Annotated in this window: 21 protein-coding genes; 15 read left to right on the forward strand and 6 right to left on the reverse strand. The window is 61.7% G+C overall.

Annotated features, from left to right (window positions below):
* Positions 1-96 precede the first annotated feature (96 nt).
* On the reverse strand, positions 97-963 hold the full coding sequence (locus ABE473_RS16670) for a hypothetical protein (RefSeq protein ID WP_346490258.1): 867 nt from the start codon (positions 961-963) through the stop codon (positions 97-99).
* 263 nt (positions 964-1,226) lie between these two features.
* Here ABE473_RS16670 and ABE473_RS16675 point away from each other — a divergent pair, with 263 nt between their 5' ends.
* The 4 genes from ABE473_RS16675 to ABE473_RS16690 all read left to right on the forward strand — a co-directional run bounded on the left by ABE473_RS16675 (position 1,227) and on the right by ABE473_RS16690 (position 3,641).
* A complete protein-coding gene (locus ABE473_RS16675) occupies positions 1,227-1,574 on the forward strand; it encodes a hypothetical protein (protein ID WP_346490259.1) in 348 nt (115 codons plus the stop codon).
* A gap of 173 nt (positions 1,575-1,747) precedes the next feature.
* Positions 1,748-2,263: a hypothetical protein gene (locus ABE473_RS16680; RefSeq protein ID WP_346490260.1), complete on the forward strand. Its 516-nt coding sequence runs from the start codon at positions 1,748-1,750 to the stop codon at positions 2,261-2,263.
* A 136-nt stretch (positions 2,264-2,399) separates the two neighbouring features.
* Complete coding sequence (locus ABE473_RS16685) at positions 2,400-2,747, forward strand: hypothetical protein (RefSeq protein ID WP_346490261.1); 348 nt, start codon at positions 2,400-2,402, stop codon at positions 2,745-2,747.
* 159 nt (positions 2,748-2,906) lie between these two features.
* Positions 2,907-3,641, forward strand: coding sequence for an XVIPCD domain-containing protein (locus ABE473_RS16690; RefSeq protein WP_346490262.1), 735 nt, complete (start codon positions 2,907-2,909; stop codon positions 3,639-3,641).
* 148 nt (positions 3,642-3,789) lie between these two features.
* Here ABE473_RS16690 and ABE473_RS16695 read toward each other — a convergent pair whose 3' ends face one another.
* From ABE473_RS16695 to ABE473_RS16710, 4 genes are all read right to left on the reverse strand, one after another.
* On the reverse strand, positions 3,790-4,656 hold the full coding sequence (locus ABE473_RS16695; protein WP_346490263.1) for a hypothetical protein: 867 nt from the start codon (positions 4,654-4,656) through the stop codon (positions 3,790-3,792).
* 100 nt (positions 4,657-4,756) lie between these two features.
* Complete coding sequence (locus ABE473_RS16700; protein WP_346490277.1) at positions 4,757-5,611, reverse strand: hypothetical protein; 855 nt, start codon at positions 5,609-5,611, stop codon at positions 4,757-4,759.
* A gap of 46 nt (positions 5,612-5,657) precedes the next feature.
* Positions 5,658-6,155 carry a hypothetical protein gene (locus ABE473_RS16705; RefSeq protein ID WP_346490264.1) on the reverse strand — a complete coding sequence of 166 codons (498 nt, stop codon included), beginning with the start codon at positions 6,153-6,155 and terminating at the stop codon, positions 5,658-5,660.
* Positions 6,156-6,269: 114 nt separating this feature from the next.
* The gene (locus tag ABE473_RS16710; protein ID WP_346490265.1) at positions 6,270-7,133 is read right to left on the reverse strand and encodes a hypothetical protein; all 864 of its coding nucleotides are present in this window, start codon (positions 7,131-7,133) and stop codon (positions 6,270-6,272) included.
* A gap of 244 nt (positions 7,134-7,377) precedes the next feature.
* On the opposite strand from ABE473_RS16710, the gene ABE473_RS16715 reads away from it, so the two are divergent.
* The 11 genes from ABE473_RS16715 (at position 7,378) to ABE473_RS16765 (ending at position 21,951) form a co-directional block, all read left to right on the forward strand.
* Entirely contained in the window at positions 7,378-7,935 is a 558-nt protein-coding gene (locus ABE473_RS16715) for a hypothetical protein (protein ID WP_346490266.1), read from the forward strand.
* Positions 7,936-8,583: 648 nt separating this feature from the next.
* Positions 8,584-8,910: a hypothetical protein gene (locus ABE473_RS16720; RefSeq protein ID WP_346490267.1), complete on the forward strand. Its 327-nt coding sequence runs from the start codon at positions 8,584-8,586 to the stop codon at positions 8,908-8,910.
* A gap of 382 nt (positions 8,911-9,292) precedes the next feature.
* Positions 9,293-9,781, forward strand: coding sequence for a hypothetical protein (locus ABE473_RS16725; protein WP_346490268.1), 489 nt, complete (start codon positions 9,293-9,295; stop codon positions 9,779-9,781).
* An 11-nt stretch (positions 9,782-9,792) separates the two neighbouring features.
* Entirely contained in the window at positions 9,793-13,710 is a 3,918-nt protein-coding gene (locus ABE473_RS16730; protein ID WP_346490269.1) for an XVIPCD domain-containing protein, read from the forward strand.
* A gap of 267 nt (positions 13,711-13,977) precedes the next feature.
* Positions 13,978-15,123, forward strand: coding sequence for a YncE family protein (locus ABE473_RS16735; protein WP_346490270.1), 1,146 nt, complete (start codon positions 13,978-13,980; stop codon positions 15,121-15,123).
* Positions 15,124-15,239: 116 nt separating this feature from the next.
* Positions 15,240-15,893, forward strand: a complete 654-nt coding sequence (locus tag ABE473_RS16740; RefSeq protein WP_346490271.1) for a hypothetical protein — start codon at positions 15,240-15,242, stop codon at positions 15,891-15,893.
* Between the two features lie 657 nt (positions 15,894-16,550).
* Positions 16,551-18,101 (forward strand): hypothetical protein, encoded by a 1,551-nt coding sequence (locus ABE473_RS16745; protein ID WP_346490272.1) that lies wholly within the window; start codon positions 16,551-16,553, stop codon positions 18,099-18,101.
* Between the two features lie 92 nt (positions 18,102-18,193).
* Entirely contained in the window at positions 18,194-18,748 is a 555-nt protein-coding gene (locus ABE473_RS16750; RefSeq protein ID WP_346490273.1) for a hypothetical protein, read from the forward strand.
* Between the two features lie 12 nt (positions 18,749-18,760).
* The gene (locus ABE473_RS16755; protein WP_121042355.1) at positions 18,761-19,786 is read left to right on the forward strand and encodes a hypothetical protein; all 1,026 of its coding nucleotides are present in this window, start codon (positions 18,761-18,763) and stop codon (positions 19,784-19,786) included.
* Between the two features lie 112 nt (positions 19,787-19,898).
* Complete coding sequence (locus tag ABE473_RS16760; protein ID WP_346490274.1) at positions 19,899-20,900, forward strand: WYL domain-containing protein; 1,002 nt, start codon at positions 19,899-19,901, stop codon at positions 20,898-20,900.
* Positions 20,901-21,129: 229 nt separating this feature from the next.
* Entirely contained in the window at positions 21,130-21,951 is an 822-nt protein-coding gene (locus ABE473_RS16765; protein WP_346490275.1) for a hypothetical protein, read from the forward strand.
* Positions 21,952-21,966: 15 nt separating this feature from the next.
* Here ABE473_RS16765 and ABE473_RS16770 read toward each other — a convergent pair whose 3' ends face one another.
* Positions 21,967-23,547: a serine hydrolase domain-containing protein gene (locus ABE473_RS16770; protein ID WP_346490276.1), complete on the reverse strand. Its 1,581-nt coding sequence runs from the start codon at positions 23,545-23,547 to the stop codon at positions 21,967-21,969.
* Between the last annotated feature and the right edge of the window lie 185 nt (positions 23,548-23,732).

The raw sequence follows: 23,732 nt of genomic DNA on the forward strand, positions 1-23,732 counted from the left end.
AAGGGCCGCTCCGCCCCAACTGCTCCGGATATGCGGAACGTCTACGCCCTGATGATCCAATTTACCCGTGCGACGTTGTCTCCTGAACGTCCCAGTTCACTCAACCTTGTACTGGGCCAGAACCTGGCGCGCGGCACCTTCAATCTTCTTCCAATCCTTCAGAAAGATCCGAGGGTAGGAGAGGGATACAGACAGGCTGTTGTCGGTATCTACGAAGTTGTGGGTGCAGCTGGAAACCACGGCTTTCTCGTTGATCACAAGCTGGTCTCCCTCCAGGGCCAACCCATCGTGGCCATCTTTGAGCTTGCTGCACTTGATGAACGTTTCCAGCTTGCCGCTGGCATCGCGGGCGATGTACCAGTCGTCCTCGAAATTCGGGTTGCGCTTGGCCGGCAATCCGATCTGCAGCTCGTAGGCCTTGGCAAACACCGCCATCTGCTCTTCATCAATGGCATACGGCGTCAGCCCCAGCGTTTCGGGGCCCGGTCTGCGCAGATCCAAGCGACGGCGCGGGTCCTTCCTGTAAATCGAGCCTTCCTCGCTGGTGGCGTCGGTGCTGGTCTGGCGACCCAGCAACTCGGTGATGGGCACCTTGTCGATGTGGTCCACTGCCATCGAAATCGCCCGATGGTGATCAGCCATGGTGCGCGACGAGCGCGTTCCCGGCGGCGCAGCCTGCAGTTCGGGCCACATCAGCGTCAGCCCAACGCCGCCGCCAATGGCTGGGCCGATCTGGTCGTCGTAGAGGTTTGCCGGGAAGGTATAGCGATGCGGGCCCAGCTTGGCTACTACCGGCGCCGTCGTATAGGTGTAGCCGTCAATCGTGCGGATCTGGCTGGAATCTTCAGACATGGCAGCTTCCTTCTCTCCCTTGTCCGTGTGTGGAACCTTCGCACAGGCGCTGGCGCTGAGGGCGACGGCTAGTGCAACCGTCAGGCACCGGCCGGAGGACATCACGCTCATGGGCCATTCCATTGCATTGGATGGGGTCAACTATAAGCAAAGGGTCGTCAACGGGACAGGACGCCGCGCGTCTAAGTTGCTGGCTCGCCAAAGGCTGTTCCGCGGGGCCTCGTCGCCACAGGAGAACTCCGAGGGAAAAACTCGGATTTTTCCGATAGCGGGGCAAGGAGAAGTCATGGCAGGCTGCTCAGTCGAGACGGTTGCAGCGGTAGCAGTGAAGCCCAATACTCACCTCGAGAATGGTCTAGAGAGAAGTGCCAGCAATGACGTTCCTGACGCCGCCAGTGCCAGCGGGGCTCCGTCTACTGCTGCGGGACCACCCGGACCATATCGAGCGAGTTCAGGCATCGCTATCCAGCGCGGTTAGCAAGTCATATCTTGCTACGCCCATGCTGGAGGTTCTACTGTGGTCTCTAGAGGACATAATGAATGCGTTCGTGTTTGAGGCCAAGGATGAACTCGATATGGCAGTAGCTGCTGGCGATGTCGATGCGGTTGAAGCGGCGAGGGCGAAGGAGCTTCTCATGTGCAATGCAGCATGGAAGGACAACTGGCTTGGAGATGCTGAACTGATGGACTTCGTGAGGCACCATGGGAACGCCGCTATATGAGCAGGTTGCTGCGGAAGTTGCCTGATTAAGGACACAGGCACGTGTGGTGCGCGGCGATTGCACTCAGCTTTAGCGCGGACGATCGATGGCGTTACCGGCCACATTGCGCGAAATTTGATCTGTTGCGGTAGTCAATCGGGGCTGCCCAATCGACGTTCCCCCAAGGATCTACCATGCCCCTTGATTTTCAGTCGCGCTCACACTCTTCCTTTGATCTCGCGAGCGGCGTTTCGATACCGCGTCCTCGAATTCTCCCAACGACCCTCCCCTGCGGCCAGCGTGGCACCGAGTATCAGTACGCCTTCATCCGCGGCGGAAAGCGTATTGGTGGGTTGGGGTTCGAAGGGCCAGACGCAATCGTCGAGACGAATGGGCGTCGCGAGTGGGTGTTTACGTTTGATCTCACCTGTGAGCAGACGATCAGCTCCATGCTCAGTTTCAAGGAAGCGTTCGGAAGCACGGATGACGATCTGACCTATCTCCGAGACCTTGCGCGTGGCTTGCTTCTTGCGTATGCGGGGAGAGCCGATAACGTTGAAAGCCTTCGGTACCTGGCCATCACTGCGTCCGAAGCGCTGGTCAGTGCTGGTGTCGTGACATTCGACACCAGTTTGGTACTGCCCGACAGCACGCTGGTCCTATCCGAGATCGTGGTACCCGCGCGAGCTGATCGGGGCCACGCCTCGTGACCAAGTGAACCTGCTCCGCTGAAACGGACGTCAAGAAGCGATAATTTGATCGCACTTGGAGGTTCCGTATGCCACCCATATTTCTCGTTCCGGACAGTAAGTTCAAAGATGGCGACCAATGACGAGGACATACGACATGCCGCTTCTGCCGCCCCCAGTTCCGAAGAGGCTATGTGAGCTGCTGCAGAACTACCCGGAGCATATTGAACGGCTGAGGGCAGCAATCGAGAAGGCTGCGTCAGCTGGCGGCGCAAATGCGCCCCGGACTGAGTACATCGTATGGGCGCTAGAGGACGTGTTGGAGTCGTTCATCAGTGAGGAAAAGAACGAGCTTGATGCTGCGCGTTCGGCAGGTTCCGCAGACGACGTAGCGAAGGCCGAGGTGAAAGAGATGCTTATGAATCGCGCCGCGCTGAAACAACAGTGGATTGGCGACAGCGGTCTGATCGAGTTCTTTAAGAAGGACAAGGGACAAGCCGAATGAGTGGGCGGTCAGGAGCAGCTCGACAAGGACGAACACGCTCGAATCCTGCATAGCAGAGTCATCAATGCCCAACTGCGCGCGTGACACGTAGCACCGCCGAACTCCGAGGCAGCCGAACGTGCCGTTGTGGCCTCTGAGTTGCATGCACAAGCCAACGCAATGAATCGCTCCGATGAAGCACGCGTCCCGCAGGACCCGACCGCAGTGGCGTGGGAGCCGGTGGCACATTCAGTGGAGTCGCCCATCGACCATGGGCAGGCCGCGCCTTTCAGTAACCAGCCGAGCGACGCACGCGTGCTTCTGCAGGGCAAGTTCCACACGGAGCCCTTTGCCGCACAGGCCAGTGGGCAGGCCTCGCCAGTCTCGCAATCCGAGAGGCAGGCTCAGGAAGTGGCGACGTCTCCCGTCGTGCCAACGGAGCAGGCATCGCCGCAACAGGCCACCACTGCAAGCACTGACGCGGAGCCTTGGTCGCCAGTAAATCCCCCTCACCCCCAGCACGCGCTCTACCAGCAGATTCGCCAGGAAGTCACCGCACTCGACGTCTCCCATGGCCGCAGCTACGACCAGACCAGCGAACGCGTCACGGGCGGCCTGCTGGTGATGGCCAAGAGCAACGGCCTGGACCGTGTGGACCACGTGGTGCTCAGCCGCCCCACGGCAGACCAGGCGGGCGGACACAAGATATTCGTGGTGCAGGGCGAGATGAACAACCCCAGCCATCTGCGCGCCAGCATGCCAACCGATCAGGCGGTAAAGACCCCGTTCGACCAGTCGATGGCGCAGTTCGACGTTGCGATGCAGCAGCAGGAGCAAGCGCGGCACTTGAGTAGCCAGCGCGAGACCGAAGAGCGGCAGCAGGAAGTGAAGCGGTCTGCGATGAGCTTTGGGTAGGGGTCGCAGCAGCCCAAGCCGCCACGACGTCCTGGCTGGCGCTGTTCCTCGTCAGCCATGGATGCGGAACTACTTGGCTTTGACTGGTTCAAGACCTCCCGTATGGCCTGCTCCATTGCCTTCCAGGTTCCTCCTGAACAGTTCCGGCTTACTGCAATCTGTAACGCGCCAACGTAGCGCGCGTAGCATCTTCCATCGCTTTCCAGTCCTTCAGCAGCACCCGCGGATAGAACAGGCTCACGGCAAGGTTGTCTTTGCTGTCCACGAAGTAGTGCGTACAGCTGGCCACCTTGGGTGCGTCATCCGGCACCAGAAGATCACCCTTGATGACCAGACCTTCCTGGCCACCTTCAGGTTGGTCGCACTTGATGAAGGTCGCCAGTTGTCCATCCGGCGCGCGGGCGATATACCACTCGTCTTCCATGCGCGGATTGCGCGTAGCGGGCTGTCCGAATTGCTCCTCGTACGCTTTGGAGAACGCCGCCATGCGGTGTTCATCGATGGCATACGGCGTGAGGCCGAACTGCTCGGCGCCAGGTACCCGCAGGTCCAGGCGGCGGCGGGGGTCATTGCGATTGACCGAGCCATCTTCAGTGGTTGCTTCTGTGCTGGTCTGGCGCGGGAGCAAATCAGATGCAGAAATGGCATCGAGGTAATCGATCGATGCGGTGACCGCCCGATAATGGTCGGTCATGGTCCGTGTGGGACGCGTACCGGGCGGCGCCGCCTTCAGACCCGGCCACATCAGGGTAAGCGCCACGCCGCCGCCAATGGGGGGACCGATCTGGTCGTCGTAGAGATTTGCCGGGAAGGCATAGCGATGCGGGCCCAGCTTGGCCACCACTGGCGCCGTTGTATAGATATAGCCGTCAATCGTGCGGCTCTGGCTGGAATCTTCAGACATGGCAGCTTCTTTCTCTCCCTTTCCCGTGGGTGGAACCTTGGCACAGGCGCTGGCGCTGAGGGCGACGGCTAGTGCAACCGTCAGGCACCGGCCGGAGGACATCATGCTCATCGGGCCATTCCATTGCACTGAGTACGTTCAACAATAGGGATAGTGCCGGCATTCGGACGAGGACCGCATCGATCTGATCTGGGCGGCTCAGCTTGCGGCATCAACGGACCTTGGTGCGGTTCAAGACATCACGTATGGCCTGCTCCATGGCCTTCCAGTCTCTGAGAAAGACGCGGTTGTAGTTGAGGCTGATGGACAGACTGTTCTCAATGTCCACGATGTAGTGTGTGCAACCCGCAATTGTTATACCTGGGGCATCAATAATGTCCTTGCCCTTGATCGCCAAGCCATCGCCCGAATGCTTCGGACTGTCGCATTTGATGAAACTGGAGAGCGCGCCACCCGCTCCGCGCGAGATGTACCAGTCGTTCTCGAACGCCGGGTTGCGCGGAAGAGGGCGGCCATATTTTTCTTCATACGCGCGCGCATACTGATCCATCAGTGATTCGTTGATGGCGTATGGAGTCAGACCCAGTCTCTCTGGCTGGGCAACCCGAAGATCCAGACGATCGGCAGGATTTCGTCGCTCCAGCCAGTCTTCTTCTGTGATCGCCTCGTTGGAAGAGAGCCGCTCCAACACGCTGTCGATCGGAACCTTGTCGACGTAGCTGACGAGCACGCGAATCTCCTTTCGGAAATCATTTGTACGGGGGGCGGCGCGCGCTCCCGGTGCCGTCGGCTTCATGTCCGGCCACTCGATGACCAAAGAGACACCCTCACCAGACCACGGCGCAATCTGGCTGTCCAGATAGTTGGCCGGAATCTCGAATGTGTTCGGCCCCAACGTCACCTCTACCGGTGCATCGGTGTAGGTGTGCCCATTGATGGTTCGACCGGTCTCTGTTGCAGCCGGGGCTCCTTCCTGCTCCGTAGGCGGCGCTTGTCCAGAGGCACTGGCACTTAGCACGACGCCGAGTACAACTGCCAGGCACCGTCCGGATGAAATCGACATCAGACTCATGGGTAGTTCCATTGCTTTTAGCAGAGCGAAGCTGACGCAGTCAGGTGGCGGTCCCAGGGATGAATATCTCTGTCAGGACGACGGTGCCATCGGACGAAACGGCCTCGCCGGGAGTGGAAAGAATGCCGGCACCCGCCAAGGCTGTGGGCGTGGTAATTGCGATGTAGCGGACATCGTCAGAGGACTCTCCGCGCTCTTGTGCAGAGAAGAGAAGACCGTGCGCAAGAGAGCAAAGAAACTCGAAGTCGCCTTCGGCACTCTTGAATACGAACCTCGTTTCAAGCATGGACTTCAATGTCGCCACACGGGTCATGTCCAGCGAGTAGGTCCATTCCCGCCGCGGTTCAAGCTGAAAGCGATCTTCACCCCCGCTTAGACCCAGGGCCCCGACCCTCTCGCTGCCCTTAAGGAGCACGTACTCGTACTGGGCGGGATCGCTACCATCCGATAACGCGCCCTGCACTCTGGACAGCACGATTCTGACGCCACTCTCGTTCTCGATGGAGGAGCGTGGTTGCTGCTGCGGCGTATTGGTCATTGGTTTCCCTTCAAAAGAAAATCACTCCATCCGCATACTTTGCGGCTCAACCTCACGCTGACCCTGCTGGCTGCCCTGTCACGTCCGGCCGCTGCAGATTCCTGTACGTGCGCGTTACTTGGCCTTGGTGCGTGCCAAGAGGTCCCGCACTGCGTCTTCCATGCGCTTCCAGTCTTTCAGGAACGCCCTTCTGTAGTCGAGGGTGATGGAGAGCTTGTTCTCTACATCGGCGAAGTAATGGATGCACCCGGCGGCAACGGTGCCCTGCTTATGGATGACCTGGTCACCTTCAAGCCGTACGCCATCTTCGCGGAAGGTGGTGCTGTCGCACTTGATGAAGGTCGTGAGGTTGCCGGCCGGGCCGCGTGCCACGTACCAGTCATCCTCGAAGCCCGGATTGCGGGCATGGGGCTTGCGGTAGCGGGCTTCGTACTGCCCTGAGTACACGGCCATCTTCGCTTCGTCGATAGCGTAGGGAGTCAGCCCCATCGTCTCAGATTGGGCAACGCGCAGGTCCAGGCGATCCTTCGGATTTCCACGCTCCACCGAGTCGGCCTCGGTGACGGCCTCATTGGAGGATAGCCGTTCCAGTGAGGTTTCAATGGGAGCGCTGTCGATGTAATCGATCGAGACCGCGATCTCCTTGCGGAAGTCATTCGGCCGGGGATCTGCCCGAGCGCCTGGCGCAGTGGGCCTCATGTCCGGCCACTCAAGGATCAGGCTCACGCCTCCACCGGGCCACGGCGCAATCTGGCTATCCAGGTAGTTGGCCGGAATCCGTAAGGTACTCGGCCCGAGCTCCACATCTACCGGCGCATCGGTGTAGGTATGTCCATTGATGGTTCGACCGGTTTCAGTCGCTTCCGGCCTCTTCGAGTTCCCTTTCTGATCTGTAGGCGGCGTTCGTGCGCAGGCGCTAGCGCTCAGGACGACGGCGAGTGCCACTGTGAGGCACCGCCCGGATGACATCACGCTCATGGGCCATTCCATTGCATTGGATTGCGCAACTATAGAGGAGGTGCCGGTGGGGCTCCCGCTGGTCTCGAGGCGTTGAATGCTCGTGAAGAATGCGCATGCAGAATTCAAAGAGGATGCGGTTCGAGAGATTGTCAGGCCGCTAAGGTCAGGCGAACGGGTTTACAGAATGTGTCGCTTCTCAGATGGTACGGTCTGCAGCAAGCAACTGACATCGTTTGGCACCTCCACGCAAATGTAGAAGCGCATGAAAACAACAACAGCCGCATGCATCCTGTTTTTGATCGCCACTCGCTTGGGTGCCGCAGAGCCACCTGCGCCAAAGCTGAACGCCGCCGTGGAGCGCATGACGTCTTCAGAGGCCGTCGACGAGGCAGAAGCAAGCCGGCGCATCGCTGAGAGAAGGGCGCTGGCGCCCGTGAACGCGGCGCTGGTGCAGGAGTTCGGCGACCGTTACGCAGGGCGCGTGATCACGCGGGATCCCCTGGGGATGACAGTGCGCCTTAAAGGCGCCGGCGCCGTGCCTGGCCGCATCGTGGCCACAGCGATGGGGCCTGTCCAGGTGCGGTTTGCACCGGGGGCGCGGCATTCAAGCAAGGACCTGCAGCAGATCGTGGCGTCCAACCGATTGCGGTCCTACTTTCCCAACGCCGGCGGGATGGGCGTGAACGCTGCAGAGGGCCGCATCGACATTGGTGTTGTGGATCCAGACACCCTCAAGGCGTACCGCGCGCGCCAGGCCGAAGTGGAAAAGGCCCTGGGCGTCCACCTTCATTTCAAACGCTCTGCAGAGGTGCGGCTGTAGCGGCTCGGATCCGGGAGGCGTCAAGCAGGCGTGGTTCCGGGTCTTCCCACTGGCAGCAGGACGGCAATGATCCCGCGCAGAACTGCCCGGTCGGCTACGCTCCCTGCGCCATAGCCATAGCCATAGCCATAGCCATAGCCATAGCGACGAACCGCGTACCAGATGCGGTGGCCCGGGATCTGGATGAGATGGGGCGGCGGCAGCACGGGTGGAGCAGTGGCCCCTACTGCGAGCGGTAAGCGCCGGGCCCATCCGCAGCAACGCTTTGAGCCTTCCCGCCGACTACGCTGCAGCCTGGGTAGGCCCCAGCTGCTGGTGCCGCTGATGTGATCTGCTCTCTTGATGCAGTGGCGGCCTTACGCAGCGAGACGGGTGCTGCTGAGTCGCTGTCCTTTCTTCTTGCTCCAGAGGAGCAAGTCAGAATTTTCCGATAGTCCAAACAGGCCGCATGTGGCAGCCTGTAGTGTAGCCCGGCGCCGGCGGAGGTCATTCTTGATGGGCAGCGTTCCATCAGAACTCCACCGCTTCCAGAACCAAAGGGATGATGGAATCGCCGCTCGGGACGAGAGTGGAAGCTCGGTCCAAGACCCCAAGGCCGGTCAATACCCCAAATACTTGCTAGCAGCACCCCAAGATAGGAGGCCAGTTATGACAGCTCCCCTGCCGCAGGTTCCCGTCAGACTTCGGGAGATGCTGAAAGACTATCCCGAACAGATGACCAACCTTCAGGAGCTGATGGCTTCGTTTGCTGGAGAACGTGCTGTTCCGTCGCGTTATGAGGAGCTCATATGGGCTCTGGAAAGTAGAGCCGGCAGGCTTCTCCAAGAGGCAAGGGCCGAGTCGAAGGCCGCGAAGGAGAAGGGGGACCCCGATCTGATCGCAAAGACTAAGGCCAAGGAGATGGCCATGGCCAAGCTGGTCCTTCAGGCACCTTGGTCTGGAGACATGGAGCTCATGGAGTACTTCGGCAAGTAAAATGACTTCTTGAATGAGTAGCAAGGCTGACCAGCTGAGCAGGGAGGAGCACGCTCGGATCCTGCGGGAAGAGATACTCCCCAAATAGCAATTTTGACTCACTGACCTCTCACGAGCGGCCCAAGGCAATCATCCTCGCTGGCCAGCCTGGTGCCGGTAAGGATGGGATCGACGAGGTTGCGGAAACTGAGCTCCGTCACGATTTTCAGACGCCGGCCGAGTAAAAATCACGTTCATGAGCCGTTCTATTCCAATCCTTGGATGAGGTCAACTATGAGCAAAGTGTCTTCAACGTTGTTGCTCGAAAAGTCGCCGCAGCGGCTCCCCAAGCGCATCGGATCTAACAGCAGCACGGCCAGCGGGATTTGGAAGAGAAATTTACATGTCAATTGATCAAAGGGTCGAGTCGGCATTTGAACAGCGCACTAGCGTAACGATTGCCCTCCCGCGAATGCTTCCGCACACCTTTCCAGATGGGCGAGAGGGTGTCGAGTACCAGTTCGCGTTCCTACGCGATGGCGCACGGATTGGCGGCCTGGGGCTCTTTGGCACTGAAGAGTTCGTTGAGGGGTCGCGTGACCGGGTGTACACCCTCGATCTGAGTCCGGAATGGGTGCTGGAATCTGTGCGGCAGTTCAAGGCTGCGCTGGGGGACACCAGTGAGGATTTCGACTTCCTGCAGAGCCTGGCGGAAGGTTTGGTCGGTGTCTTCGCACGTAATGCGAGGAACCGATTCAGCCAACGCAATCTGGCCATCACCCGTATCGACGCGTTGGTGCAGGCCGGGATTCCTGTGCCAGACGAAGCTGGCACAGTCTCCGACGACTGGATCATCCTGGCGGATCTTTTAGTTCCCGCGACTTCAGCCTAGGGCTAGGCATAATGTCCAATTTCATCTTTGATGACTTTGCCCGAACCACGTTGGGCGGCGCAAGGAATGTGGCAGATCACAGCCCGCTTTCGGTGCAGCAAGTCGAGAGTGTTATCCACTACCTCAAGTCAGCTGGATCAGGGCCTGACAGCGCAACAAGCTACGCAGACTTCCTGGATAGGAGGATGCGGGCACTTCCTCCGAAGTTACCTGCTGGAGTCGACTACGTCGGGTTCTCTGGCACGGATCGTGCGAACCTTTCGAACTACGCCAACGCCGTCGAGTACGCTGGTGATCTTGGCGGGAGGGCTGGCATCATCGGCGACACGCCTTGGGGGGCATACGTCACCGATTTGGAAGCCAATCCAACGCGACATCCAGACTTCATGGTTGTCGAAGGCAAGCTGCAGAGCTTCATGGATGCTCGGGGCGTGGAGCCGCTCCGAGGGGACTATGGCGCAGCCCTCCGCGACATCATGTGGAACGCCGGCAGCCCGCAGTATTTCGAAAACGCCATCGCCACCGGCAAGCCCATCCTGGCCTTTGTAGAAAACGCACCCATCAACCGTGGCTTCAGCAACTTCGAACTCACCACGGCGCTCCAACACCCCGATGCAAGGATCAACGGCTACCCTGTAAGCGCCTTCGGCCCTGACCCGCTCACCTTCGTAAGCAACTCGGCCGCCGAATATCAGACGCTCGAACGGGCCATCGCACAGCAAGCTTCCACCAACAGCGGTCATCCGGTGACGGTGGCGCAAGTGCGCGCCCATCTCAAGCCAATCGATGGTTACGACGCCGCTGATCGAACGCTGTTCAACCGCCCGCTGGACGATTTCAAGACCCTTCACTTTGGCGAGATGACGCATGCGCGTGCCGATTGGGTGGCCTCGCGCAACGGCGTGGCAACCGGTCCGCGGCTTTATGCCGATCTACCCGAGCCGATGCCGCAGCGGCATAGCCAACCGGGCGCACCCCGCGGCCCACCGAACGCAGCCGCAACCATCGCCGAGGTGGCAGCGGACTCCGCGCCGCACGGCGCCCACGCCGGTATAAGTCCCAGCATGAAGGTGGCCGGTGTTGCCGGCATGGCGCTGCTGGCGCACGACTTTGCGACGTCCGGTCACAAGTGGGTCGAGCTCAATGCCCGAGGCAACGTGGCAGGCGCTGATTCCACGGCAGCCCACTTCGTCGGTCGCAATGTGGGCGGGGCGCTGGGTGGTTTTATCGGCGGCGCCGGCGTGGGCCTCGCGTCGGGTTCCTGGACGGGTCCGGGTGCCATCGTCGTCGGTATCGGCGGCGGCGTCCTTGGTGCCCACCTAGGCGAACGATGGGCTGAGCAGAAAGACATCGAGCGTATATACACTCAAGTGGACCCCATGGGCCGCACCTGGACCCGCGACCCGGCCGACCCGGAAGGGCGCTGGCTGCGGGGCGCCCATCAGCAGCAGGTGCAGAGCAGCAACCTGGGCAACGGTGTGGAAGTGCGCCCGGTGCAGACCGCGCAGGGTGACGATGTCACCTTCCGCGCCAGCTATGTGGCCAGCGGCACGCTGGAGCGCCAGTTGAACTGGCAGGCTGCCAACGCTTCGTACGAGCTGGGGCTGGCCAATCCGCCGCCGCCGCAGGACCCGTACCGCTTGAGTGCCAGTGGCGAGCAGTCGCCACCGCGCGCACCCTTCGAAACCGAGCGGACGTTTGTACGTGACCCCATCTCCCGGCAGTGGGAGCTGGAAATCGAGCAATTGGTGGATGGGCGCGTGCCCGTCACACGGCACGAAGCCGTCTCGCCCGAGCGCGCGCAGGCGCTCGATGAGCAATCGCGGACCGTGATTGCTCAGAACGCTGCCAATACACCTGCTGCCATGGCGGCGCGCTACATGGTCGCTTACGAGCAGGGGCGCTGGAGCGACTTCGGCGACGCGGAAAATCCTTCCATTCCGCACGCCATCCAGCATGCACAAGCCAGTGCCGACACGCTGCAGGCCAGCGACGGGAACAGCTACACCCGCGAGCAGGACGGCCGCTGGATCAGCAAGGGCCTCGTCTTCGATAGCACCGCAAACCGCAACGTGAGCGAACAGCTGGATGTGACCTGGCAGAGCCAGCAAGCGGGCGTAGCCGGGCTGGATAGCTTGGCCCAGGAAATCAGGGCCAACGTGCAGGTGGCGCCCGAAGGCATACGCGGGCAGGTGGCGGCGCTGTACGCGCACTACGGCATTGAACGAACCGAGGAGCAGCTGGCCGCAACGGCGGTGGCCGTGGAGCAGAGTCTCGCCAGCAACGGACGACAGGCCGACCTCGTTCTGGAGCTGATCCCTGACCCGCGCATCCGTGCGCCCAGCGCGGAGAGCGTCATCGCCGCATTTGGCGATGCTGGCGGCAACCGAATGGTGCTCACGGCGACCACCACCATGGAAGACGTCGCGAAGATCCAGTCTTTGCACCAGCAATCTGCTGCACCTTCGATCGCTCGCGTGGATACCGATATTCCAACGTTGGGGACAGTGGCCGTTACTGCGCCCAGGCCGGCGCAAACCGAGCCCGACGGCGTGGCGCATCGCGTCGCGTCGGCACAGCAGCAGGCGCCAATCCCGGACACCCCCGAACTCCGCATCGACAGGCTCTCTCCTCGAGAACAGGAAGCGCATCAACAGGCCCTGCGCGAGGCGAACCGCCAAGGTGCCTCCACTGCCGAAGCCCAGCAAGCCGCCACTTTCGCGGCGATGGCTGCAGGTGGTGCGGACGTCGACGAGGCGCGAGCGCCCCAGCTTCCCGAGGATGTGGTCCAGGCCGTCCCGTCGCAGGCATTTGCCGCAGCGAGTGCAACAGCCGCGCCCGCGCAGATCGCAGCGGCTGCCATCGCCGCCGCGCCTGTGCTCCCTGATCACGACACACAGCCCAAGCAGCAGACCGAAGCACCCCGGCCGCCCACGCAGGACGCCGCTGCCATGGCGGAGCAACAGCGAAGCAGGGAGCACACTGCCCGCAACGCTGAGCATGCAGACCAGTTGCACCGGGAAGACAATGCGCTGCATCGTCAACAGCAACCCGCGCAGCAGGCGGCGGATTTCGTCTCTGTGCCAGAGCGATCAGAACGAACAATGCTGCCGACAACTGAGGCGCCGGAGCGCGCGTACGCGGCCGGCCAAGCGCAGGAAGTGGAGCTGCTGAAATCCCGCATTGAAGCCCCAGCCCGCAACGAAAATACCGAAATCACTCGTCAGCTCCCGACGGCCACAAGCGAAGCGAGTGTCGAGCCTGAGACCGAAGGTCCGAGGCCTCACACAGCTGAAACCGCGGAGCTGCAGGCAGCGCGCTTCAACGCGGAGCCGTCTCCGACCGATGCAGCGGAGCACGAACGGCTGGCTGCGCCCGAGAATGACCGCCCATCCGAAGAGCTTGCCAACGCACAGGTGGCGCCAACGGAAGTGCCTCCACCACAGGAAGCCCTGACCGAAACGCCAGCACCACCCGACGAGGCAGTGCCCTGGACACCCGTCAACCCGCACCACCCGGACCATGCGCTCTACCAGCAGATCCGCAAGGAAGTCACCAGGCTGGACGAGTCGCACGGACGCACCTACGACCAGACCAGCGAGCGCCTCACCGGCAGCCTGTTGGTGCTGGCCAAGAGCAACGGTCTGGACCGGGTGGACCACGTGGCGCTGAGCAGTCCCACGGCCCAGCAGCCCGGCGCGCACACCGTGTTCGTCGTGCAGGGCGACATGGGCAACCCCGGCCACCTACGCGCGGGCATGCTGACCGAACAGGCGGTGAAGACCCCTTTTGAGGAATCGCTGGAGCAGTTTGACGTGGTCGCGCACGAGCAGGAACAGCGCAACCAGCAACTGAACCTCCAGCGGCAGTTTGAAGATGACAAAGTGCAGCATGACATGCAGATTGCGGCCGCCAGCGTAGGCGGCTAGCTCACCCACCTCCCGGCGCCGGCGCCTGGCTCAGCTGTTCAGCAGCAGCACAACCGGCGGCCACACCACATACGCGCGGTCCAGGTCGTAGTCCTTGCCGAACGCCAGCGCCGTCCTCACCGTTTGGGGCCGGGCCGAAACCGACGCCTTGGCCGCGCCTGTTAAGATGAGCGGCCAGCCAGCCTGTCCACGTCTTCCGATAGTGGTCGGCCGCTTCCAGCGGCCCGCGAGCCAGGACACCTCCCGTGCCCATCCAAGGAAGCTCGCATGCACCCTCGTTCCCTGTTCCGTTCGGCCGCCCTGGCCCTCGCCGTCAGCCTGACTCTCGGCACTCCGGCGGCCTTCGCCGCTGAGCCGACTACTACCACCGCATCCGCCAGCGCCACTGCCGTCCAGCGCAAAGCCGTCGCCCAAGGCCTCTATGAGCTGGCCTTCAGCCCCAAGCAGAACGCCGTGTTCGTCGCTTCCTCGGGCGGCTTCGGTGATGCCGCCGCTCCGTCCCAGGTCCTGCGCCTGAACCCGGAAACCCTGGCCGTTGAGACCGCCATCCCGCTGGAGCGCAAGGCGTTCGGCGTGGTGCTGGACGACACCAACAACCGCCTGTATGTCGGCAACACCGTCGATACCTCGGTCACCGTGGTCGATACTGCCACCAACAAATCCCTCGGCATCGTGCAGCTGATGGAGAAGAAGGTCGGCAAGGACGGTAAGGCCGCCTACACCCACGATCTGCGCGAGCTGGCCGTCGACGGCGCCAATAACCGCCTGTACGTCACCGGCCACTCGGGTGAGGGCAGCGTGCTGTTCGTGGTGGATACGCAGTCGCTGAAGGTCATCAACACCATTCCGGGCCTGGGCAATGCCAAGGCGCCGGGTCTGGCGCTGGATGCCAAGGCGAAGCGCGTGTACACCTCCAACCTGCTGGCCGAAGTCGTCACTGTCGGCACCGACAGCGGGAAGGTCGAGCAGCGCTTCAAGGTCAGTGCGGAGCAGCCGATGAACATCGCGCTGGACCCGGCCGGCAAGCGCCTGTTCGTGACCGATCAGGGCTCGGAGATGATCCGCAAGTACCAGGCCAGCAGCTCGGGCTTTGAATCGAAGCACCCGGGCCAGCGCGTGCTGGTGCTGGACCGTACCACTGGCAAGGAACTGGCCAGCATCCCGACCGACGCCGGCCCGCTGGGCATCCTGCTCGATGCACCGCGCAAGCGCCTGTACGTGACCAATCGCGATGGCGGCACCGTGACCGCGTACAACAGCGATACCTACAAGCAGCTGGCGACGTACGCGGTGCCAACGCACCCGAACAGCCTGGCGCTGGATGCCAAGAAGAACGTGCTGTACGTGACCGTCAAGAGCGGTGACAGCGAGCCGAAGGGCAGCGAAGAGTCTGTTGCTCGGATTGCGCTGTAAGGCTCACCTGGCTGAAGCCGTCCGGTAGCCTCATGGCACCGGACGGCGGCGTCTTCACAGATCGTCGTAATGTCCGCACACTGGAGGAAACGTCACAGACGAAAGGTCGTGCGGCCATGGAGATTGAACTGCTGGTCAATCGCTCCGAGCTCCTCATGCAGAACCTGAGCGAGCTGTTGGCGCATCCTCTTTACGATGACAGTACACGCCTTGGTGTCTCTGCTCAGGCAACGTGTCTGAGCCTGGAGCATGCTGCCGCTGTGAGAGTGCTCGTCTGCAGTGGCATGACGCTCAGTGCGCCAGCGATGCTGCGATGTCAGTTTGAAGCGCTGGCCAGAGGTATTTGGTCTCTCTACTGTGCAAGCGAAACGCAACTGGAATCGTTGAATAGGCCGTTGGATAACGAGTCGGCTGATGCCAGTCGTTCGTTGCCATCCGTTGGGGCCATGCTGGATCAGCTGGGCAAAGTTCCGGTGGCCAATGAAGCCGTCAGGTGCCTTTCGGAATTCAAACTGCACTCGTGGAAGGCACTGAATTCCTACGTCCATTCGGGCCTTCATCCACTTCGCCGTCAAGCCGATGGCTATCCCTTGGAGTTGGCAATTGCAACGGTGAGGCAAAGCAACGGCCTCGCAATGCTTGCGGGCATGCAGATAGCCATTCTTACCGGCGTGCCGGGGCTGCAGAAGACGGTGGTCGCATTGAATTGTCGTTTTGGTAGCTGCCTGCCCATTGCCGCCGAAGAATCCATGAGCACTCGCATCAGTTAACTCGCATGTCGTGATTGACCTAAGTACAGATAAACTCCATCGCCGAGATGGCGCCGGACAGTGTGTCCCGGCGCGGCTCGAGTGACATAATTTCAATGCGTCTTGAGAAGCGTGACGCTGTGCGTTTCCTCAGCAAAGTGTGTGCGAATATACTTAATCGCACGCCCTGCCGTGTCCCAGAATCAGCCTGATGGCAACTGGCAGAATGCAACGGAATCAAGGGCATTCATCCTGGCGAGTACGGCACCAACGGTAGCCAGAGACCAACCTCCGAGATGCAGCTGAACTGAGGAAACTGAAACGTTAGTGACGGCGCTCTGCAGCGTCCTGTTGATCGCACACCCACTGCCCCAGTCCATACAGAGCAAAGCCGTATACAACTACCGCACCAATGATCTTGAACATGGTCGTCCTTTAAGAGTGTCTAAGAAAAGGGGCATCCCTGCCTAGCGCTACTCCATCCACAGCCATTCTTCTCTTCCGTGCGACAAGCCATGTCGCACCGATGCAAGTGAAGCGGACATCTGGTATTCACTCTAAAGATCACAAGAGACCTGCCGATTACACGTGGTACGGCGTGCTGCGACACCAACTGTCGCGATGCACGATGAAGATGGAACTCCCGCAACATGCCACGCTCCATGGAGGACTCGGCAAATGGAACAGGACGAGAGCGATCAGGCCGCAGCGCCCGTGAGCAAGGAATCACTCAACGCCGCCGTGGCGGCTTCGACGATCGAAGTGGTGCAGCGTTATGGCAACGCCGGCGCCGAGTACATCAAGGGCTATACCGGTAAGGACGCGCTCACCGGCCAGAAGTTCGCACTGGGGCTGAAGACCATCGCCGGGTACAAAGTGCCGGCCGAACATGCCGCCAAGGTGCTGTCTAGCCAGGCTGGGTATGCTGCCGAAGTGGCGGCTACCAGCCGCGACAACGCTGAAGCCATCATCAACGGCTCACCCGTGCGTACTGTACGTAGCGACGACCACCCCAGTTACAAGCGCAATCACAATGTGGTGGATCGCTTGCAAGTGCTTGATGGCCAGGTAGTCATGGGCAGCGAGGGTCAGATGAAGTTCGTTGCAGGCAAGAACTGCGATGCGCTGTTGAACAAGATTGCAAAGCCGGACGGCGATTTCGCGCGCTACCGAGGCATTAAGCTGGAGCTGCCCTCTGAGCAGATGGCCTCAGCCGAGGCAACTTGCCGCGCGGAAGCCGCCAAGCTGCGCACGAATGCGGAGGCCGTTGATGCGCTGGGCAAGCCTGACGTGGCGGCCCGCCTGCGCGAACATGCCGACAACTACGATCAGCTGGCCGCGAACCTGAAAGATTCCGGCCTGACCAGCGAGGACGCGCTTTTCTACCGCACGCACCCGCGCATCGCCACGCTGCGGGATATGGCACACACCAGCCATCGGGCCGGTGTTGAGGGCGCCAAGGGAGGTGCCGTGATTGGTGCTGCCATCAGCTTGGCCACCAGTGCCTTTCTGGTGGCCACAGAGCGCCAGCAGATGAGCGCAGCCATGACGAATGTGGCCATGGACACCGTCAAGGCGGGCGCGATGGGCTATGCCTCCGCCTCCGCTGGCTCAACGCTGACCTCGGTGATGCAGCAGTCTGGTCATCAAGGACTGCAAACGCTCTCGCGCACCGCTGCGCCGGCGATGGTGGTCAACGTCTGCATCACCATGGGCGTGAGCATCAAGCGCTACGCCAACGGCGAGATCGATGGCTTGGAGTTCATGGAGGAGATTGGTGAGAAGGGGAGCGGCATGTTGGCCGCCGGGATGATGGCAGCCCTCGGGCAGATTGCCATTCCGATTCCTCTGGTTGGGGCTGCCATTGGCGGCATGATTGGCTGCACGTTGTCATCGATGTTCTATCGCGAATCGATGTTGGCGGGGCGGAATGCGACGCTGGCCAAGGAGGCTCTAGACCTGGCGATTGAACTGCATGAGGCAGCGCGCGAGGAGGTACACCGGCAACGCACTGCACTCGCAGACTTCATGGCCGCCGAACTTCCGGTGATGCAGCGTGCAACCGCCGAGTTGGTATCAGCGTTGGACGCTACAGAAGCCGCCCTGGAGGCAGATGCATTCGCTGTTGCGATCAACAGCTACGCCACGCTGCTAGGCGCGAGGTTGGAGTTCAGCAGCATGGGCGAGTTCGAATGCTTCATGGCCAGTGACCGCCCACTTAGGCTCTGACCGCACCCGAATCCTCTTTCGGGCGGTCAATACACACGCGCCTTGGCCGCCATTACATTTCCTGCGCGTTATCCAGAAATTCCGGAGAGACGATGTTCCTGTATTTGCTGCCCGACGCCGAGCAGGCGACCTTCCTCAAGGTTGCTCGCCTGATGAGCGTCAGTGACAACCCGATGCTGTGGGATGGCAAGGCCCACGATGAACTGACTGGCGACACAGATCTGAGCAACGTATCGCTGGCCGAGTCCGAGCACGAGCGTGCGATCTTCGAGAGTTTTGCGCGTGAGTGCGGCAAGGTGTACCGCTCGGACGGCGTTACCAAAGAGCTGCTGTCGCGCTTGAAGCTGCTGCCACTGGTGCGACAGGCTGAACCGGCTGAGCGCGCGCGGGTGGCATGTGAAGTCCTTGGCACACTGGTTGATCAAGCGCTGGCCGAATCCGTTCAGCCTTCGGTGCCGAAGGTGATGTTGTACGAACTGATGCTGCTCGCCCTCGCCGATGGCGAAGTCTCCCTTGTGGAGGAGGCGCAGCTGCGATGGCTCGCAGATAAGTTCGGTATCGACGAATACACCTATGCCGATCTGTTGGAGCGCGCGAAGACCATCAGCGCCGAAGCAAGCCGAACCATTGCCATCATCCTTGAGTAACCGGAGCAGAACATGATTCCTATTGTTGTGGGCGCGGCCATGGCCGCCAGCGCGATCTACGGGTTGTACAAGGGCGGCAAGGCCGTGTCTGACCACAAGGATGCGAACGTTGCAAATGCCGATGCTGGTCAGCTGATCAGCCGCGGCACCAGCCTGCTGGACGACCAGCGCAAGAAAACCAATGCTGTGCTGGAGGACTACGGTGCGCGCAAGCTTCGCTCCTTCAATGGTCCTATCAAAGACTTCGTCGAAGCGTTCGGTCAGCTGAAGAATGTGGAGAGTCTGAGGTCGCCGGAGCTGGAACGGCTGGTGGATGGTGACTTCTCCGTTGTTTCCCTGGAGGGCCTGCGCCGTGACTATCAGTTGCTGATGGAATCCGGGCTGGGCGTTGGCGCCGGGCTGGGCAGTGGCGCGGCCCTGGCATTTGGCGCCTACAACGGCACTTTCCTGCTGGCCAGCGCGAGTACGGGAACCGCAATTTCCACATTGAGCGGCGCAGCGGCAACCAACGCAACGTTGGCGTGGCTGGGAGGCGGCGCACTATCGGCGGGCGGCTTTGGCATGGCCGGCGGTACCATGGTGCTCGGTGGCTTGGTGGCGGGCCCGGCATTGGCGGTATTTGGCTTCGTGGTGGGTGCCAAGGCGGAAGCGACCCTGGCCAATGCCAAGCGCAACAAGCAGGTGGCACGCACGCACTACGACGAAGCCGTGCTGGCTGCAGAGCGCCTCTCAGCGGTCCAGGTGGTGACCACGCTTGCGAACAAGACCTTCTCCAAGCTCGGCGTACCTTTGCGCCGCGGCGTTGCAGACATCCGTGCCGCCATCGGTGAGTATGGCCCGGACTTCAGCAACTATCCCGAGCAGACCCGCGAGAAGATCTTCCGCGCCGTCAAGACCGCTCAGTTGATCAAGCTGATGGTCGATACGCCAATCCTGGATAAGGACGGCGCGCTGGTGCTTTCCACCGAGAAGACGGTGCGTGATGTGGATGGTGTGATCGTCCAGTTGCAGCAGCAGGCTTCGCCGACGGCAGCCTGACAGATGGCATCCGGGCGCATCGGCATGTGCTGAGCGCCTGGTTTCCGCTCACACTCTCATTACTCGTACTGCTGTTCCGCCATGCGGCACGGCTGGGCCAAAGGTTGCACGAATGAAGGATCGTTCCAGCGACACGTTGATGCGCCAGTGGGAGATGCTGCGGCTGATCCCGCGTGCGCCCAGGCGCATAACCGTTAAACAGATCCGTCACGCGCTGGTTGAACTGGGCTTTACGACCAGCAGTCGCACAATTGAGCGGGATCTGCAGAATCTTTCATCGCGCTTTCAGCTGGTAGTGGACGAGGCCGAGAAGCCGTTCGGCTGGAGCTGGGCCAAGAACGCGAACTTTGCCTTTACGCCACGATTGTCCACCACGCAGAGCGTCGCTCTGTTGCTCTCGCAAGCTCACCTTCGCAGTTTGCTTCCAGCTACGGCAATGAACGAGTTGATGCCCGTGTTCGACATGGCGCGTGGCGAGGTTGCCGCCACCGGCTGGAGCGAGTGGCACCGCCGGACCGCCATTCTCCCAACGGGTATGCCGCTAAAAGCGCCGGAAGTGGCAATGAACGTACAGGTGGATGTTCACCGGGCGCTCCTGTTGCAGCGGCGTCTGATGGGTTGGTACCGCAGCAAGGGGACTGATGAGCCGAAGGAAATGGTGATGCATCCACTGGGCTTGATAGTAAGGGGCCCGGCGCAGTATCTCGTGTGCACGCTGCGCGACTATCCAGATGTGCGACACCTTGCGCTGCATCGGCTTTCCCGCACGCAGGTGCTGGACGAGGATGCCAAGCCGCCTGTGGATTTTGAGTTCCAGCGCTATGCGTCCACCGTGGCGACATCGTTCAAGGGTCGCGGACGGGTGTCGCTGGTTGTTCGCTTTCATGCGACGGCCGCCGAGCACCTGCGCGACACGCCCTTGTCGGATGACCAAATGATCGATGAGCTCGATGGCGAGCACGTGCGTCTGCGTGCAACGGTAGAAGATGATCAGTCGTTACGCTGGTGGCTGATGGGTTTTGGCCGCCATGTGCAGGTAGAGGCGCCAGTGCACCTGCGCGAGGAAATTGCTGAGGAGCTGCGGCTGGCACTGGATGGCTATGGCAGTGCCTGACCAACCAGGGGCTGTCCTGAAGCCTCTTGTTAGTTTCGGCCACTCCGATCTCCCAGTCGATCTACCCGTCTCTTCGAAAGAGCGTTATCCATTGGGGTTCGCGCCGAAAGCCATTGATGTGGAGCTTCTGATCTGGGAGCAGAATGTCCATCCGTCGATTCTGTATTTCTGATTCCGGCGTCGCCACGGATCGGCCACACTGCCCCTTCACCTCTCACTGGGCTCGCGAATGGAAACCGACTCGACCCCTGATTCCTCGTCGCCTTGGTACCGGAGGTGGCGGACGGATTCCAAGCTGTACATCACGGGCGCCGCGCTCATGTTTATCGGCTTTTTTGGCCCGATGATGCAATGGGGGAAATGGGGGGAATGGGGGCAGGTGGTGGTGTTTGCTGGCGTCGTCTTCATGGGCGCCGGCGTGCTGGTCCGTCTCGTACCAGCCTTTCGTCGGGCCTGGAAGAGCGTGGTTGTCCGCCGACTAGTGTTCCTTGCGCATATCGGCGTGCTCGTCCTTGCCGCGATGTACGCCCGTAACCTGATGACCAGCGCCACTGGCTTACCGGGTCAGGACTTCACGCTCGGGACCAGTGCATTGTCTCTCCTGCTGTATCCATTCGCGTGGCTTGGGGTGTTTGTTGCGGTGGCTGGCGTGGGCGTTATGATCTGGGAAGTGGTTGTCTTCGCCAGAATGATCCTGCACAGCGTGCTCAAAGTGGTGCCCTCGGCGATTGTCCGTCGGTGGGCACAGCACGCTGCCAAAGGCATGCACCGCAACTTTGCGCACCTGCTCGGCGGTTTCGGGATACTGCTGGGGTTGGCGTTGCTGCACGACCACCTGCGGGTGTATCAGTCAGCGGTCGAGGGCTTGGCGAGGTGGGCGGCGTTCTATGGCGACTATCAGGCGGTGACCCGCTATCCAGGCATCGCCCCAGGCACGCGCGTGCTGCTGCATGCCAATGGCGTGTACTCCACCGCGACAGTGCAACCAGACCGCAGCATCAGGATCGATGTCGGCATGTGGAAGGCGCCGCTTGCAGTACGGGCAGAATGACGCAGGCGTCAGACGTCAATGCGCATCCCGCTTCCGCCGCACGTAATACCCCCGCCCCTCCCCAAACACCACACTCAACGCCTCCACCTTCCCGAACGCATCCCGGTGGAACTCGATCTCCAGCCCATCGATGTCCGGTGACACGAACCGATTCGGCGACACCGGCAGCACACGTCCATCGCGCTTAGTTCCAGCCACACCCACCCGCACCTCCCCATCAGCCACCTTCACCTGCAGCGCGGGCACATCGAAGATGTCCGCCAACGCACGGCGCTGCGCCATCGGCACGCGCTCGTCCTGCTCGAACACCCCGGCATAGTCCGCATACCGCGGCTCGCGCAGGTCCAGCGCAACCGTGCGCACGGCGGGATTCACCCCACGCCCGATCGCATCCGACAGCGCGTTGCGGATCTCCGTCGCCAGCGCGGCGCCATTCTCGCCATTGGTAAGAATCACAAAGCCGTCGCCCGTCTCCAGATACCCCTCGATCCACGCCCGGTAACTGTCGTTGGAGCCGCCGTGGTGGAAGATCCGGGTCTGCCCGGCACCGTCCAGGCGCGGGCCAAGGCCGTGCCAGCTCGGCGAGACCTCGGTCATCATGTCGGTCGCGATGGGCCGCGGCAGGATGTCGCCCTGGCCACGGTAGCTGGCCGTAAGGGCAGCAACGAATACGGCCAGGTCGTTGGCGCTGGTCCACAGGCCGGAGGCGCCCTGTTCGGGGAACGACTGCCAGCCGCGCGGCAGGGCGGTGAGCTTGCCGTCGCCGTCATGCGCTTTAGCGATGTTGTCGGTGTTGGAGGGTGGATCGGTGAAACGACTGCGCTGCATATGAAGTGGCTCGAAGACCTGCTTGCGTGCGAGCGTGTCCAGCGGCTGGCCGGTCACGTCTTCGAGCACGCGCTGTTCGACCATCACGCCGCCACCGGAGTAATCGCCCCGCTCGCCGGGCGGGTGGATCAGGCGGACGGGTTTGTTTCTGGCCGGGGCGATGCCGTCCAGTGTCTGCAGCAGGGTGGGCAGCGACTCGCCGGGCAGGTAGTCGGCGAAGCCGTGCACGCCCAGCCCGGCGGTGTGGGACATGAGCATGCGCAGGGTCAGCTGCGGTGCCGGCACCGACGGGGTAGCCGGGACTTTCCAGCTGCGCAGATACGTGGCGATGTCCTGGTCCAGTGCGAGGGTGCCATCGGCGACAAGTCGCAGGGATGTGGCGGCCGTCACCACCTTGCTGACCGAACCGACCGAGAACAGTGTGTCGGCATTCACGGCAGCCTGGGTGCCCGCCTCGCGTGTGCCGTAGCCGGCGCTGTGCACGAGCTTGCCGCCGCGCAGGACAGCAATCGAAACACCCGGGACATGGTGCTGGGCCATGCGTTCCTGCAGCGACCAGTGCGGCAGCTCTGCGTTGGCCGGCACCACGGTGGGGCGCAGGCCGGAGGCGAGTGCCGCGCGGATCGTCGCGTCTTCGCGGTCTGCCGCCGCTGCGGGGCCGGCAAGCAGCAGTACCAGCGCGGCACACAGCGACGCGCGCAGCACGCCGATCTGAAGGTTGCGGAATCGCGAATGTAGGGATGCCTGCGGAGTGGATGCGTAAGCCATGCGATACCTCATGAGGGGGCGATGGGCGAAAGACAGGCGTGCGCGTGCACGCCGCAGTGAGGGGCGATACGGTGCAGCGAAGGCAGGCAGTACGAGGCGTGGGGGGGGGGGGGGGGGCCGGCCGCGACGGCGCCGACACCCCCCCGGGCGGCCGGGGGGAGCCCCGGCCCCCCCCCCCCCCACCC

The sequence above is a fragment of the Stenotrophomonas sp. TWI700 genome, from assembly GCF_039673645.1.
Taxonomy (GTDB): domain Bacteria; phylum Pseudomonadota; class Gammaproteobacteria; order Xanthomonadales; family Xanthomonadaceae; genus Stenotrophomonas; species Stenotrophomonas maltophilia_AA.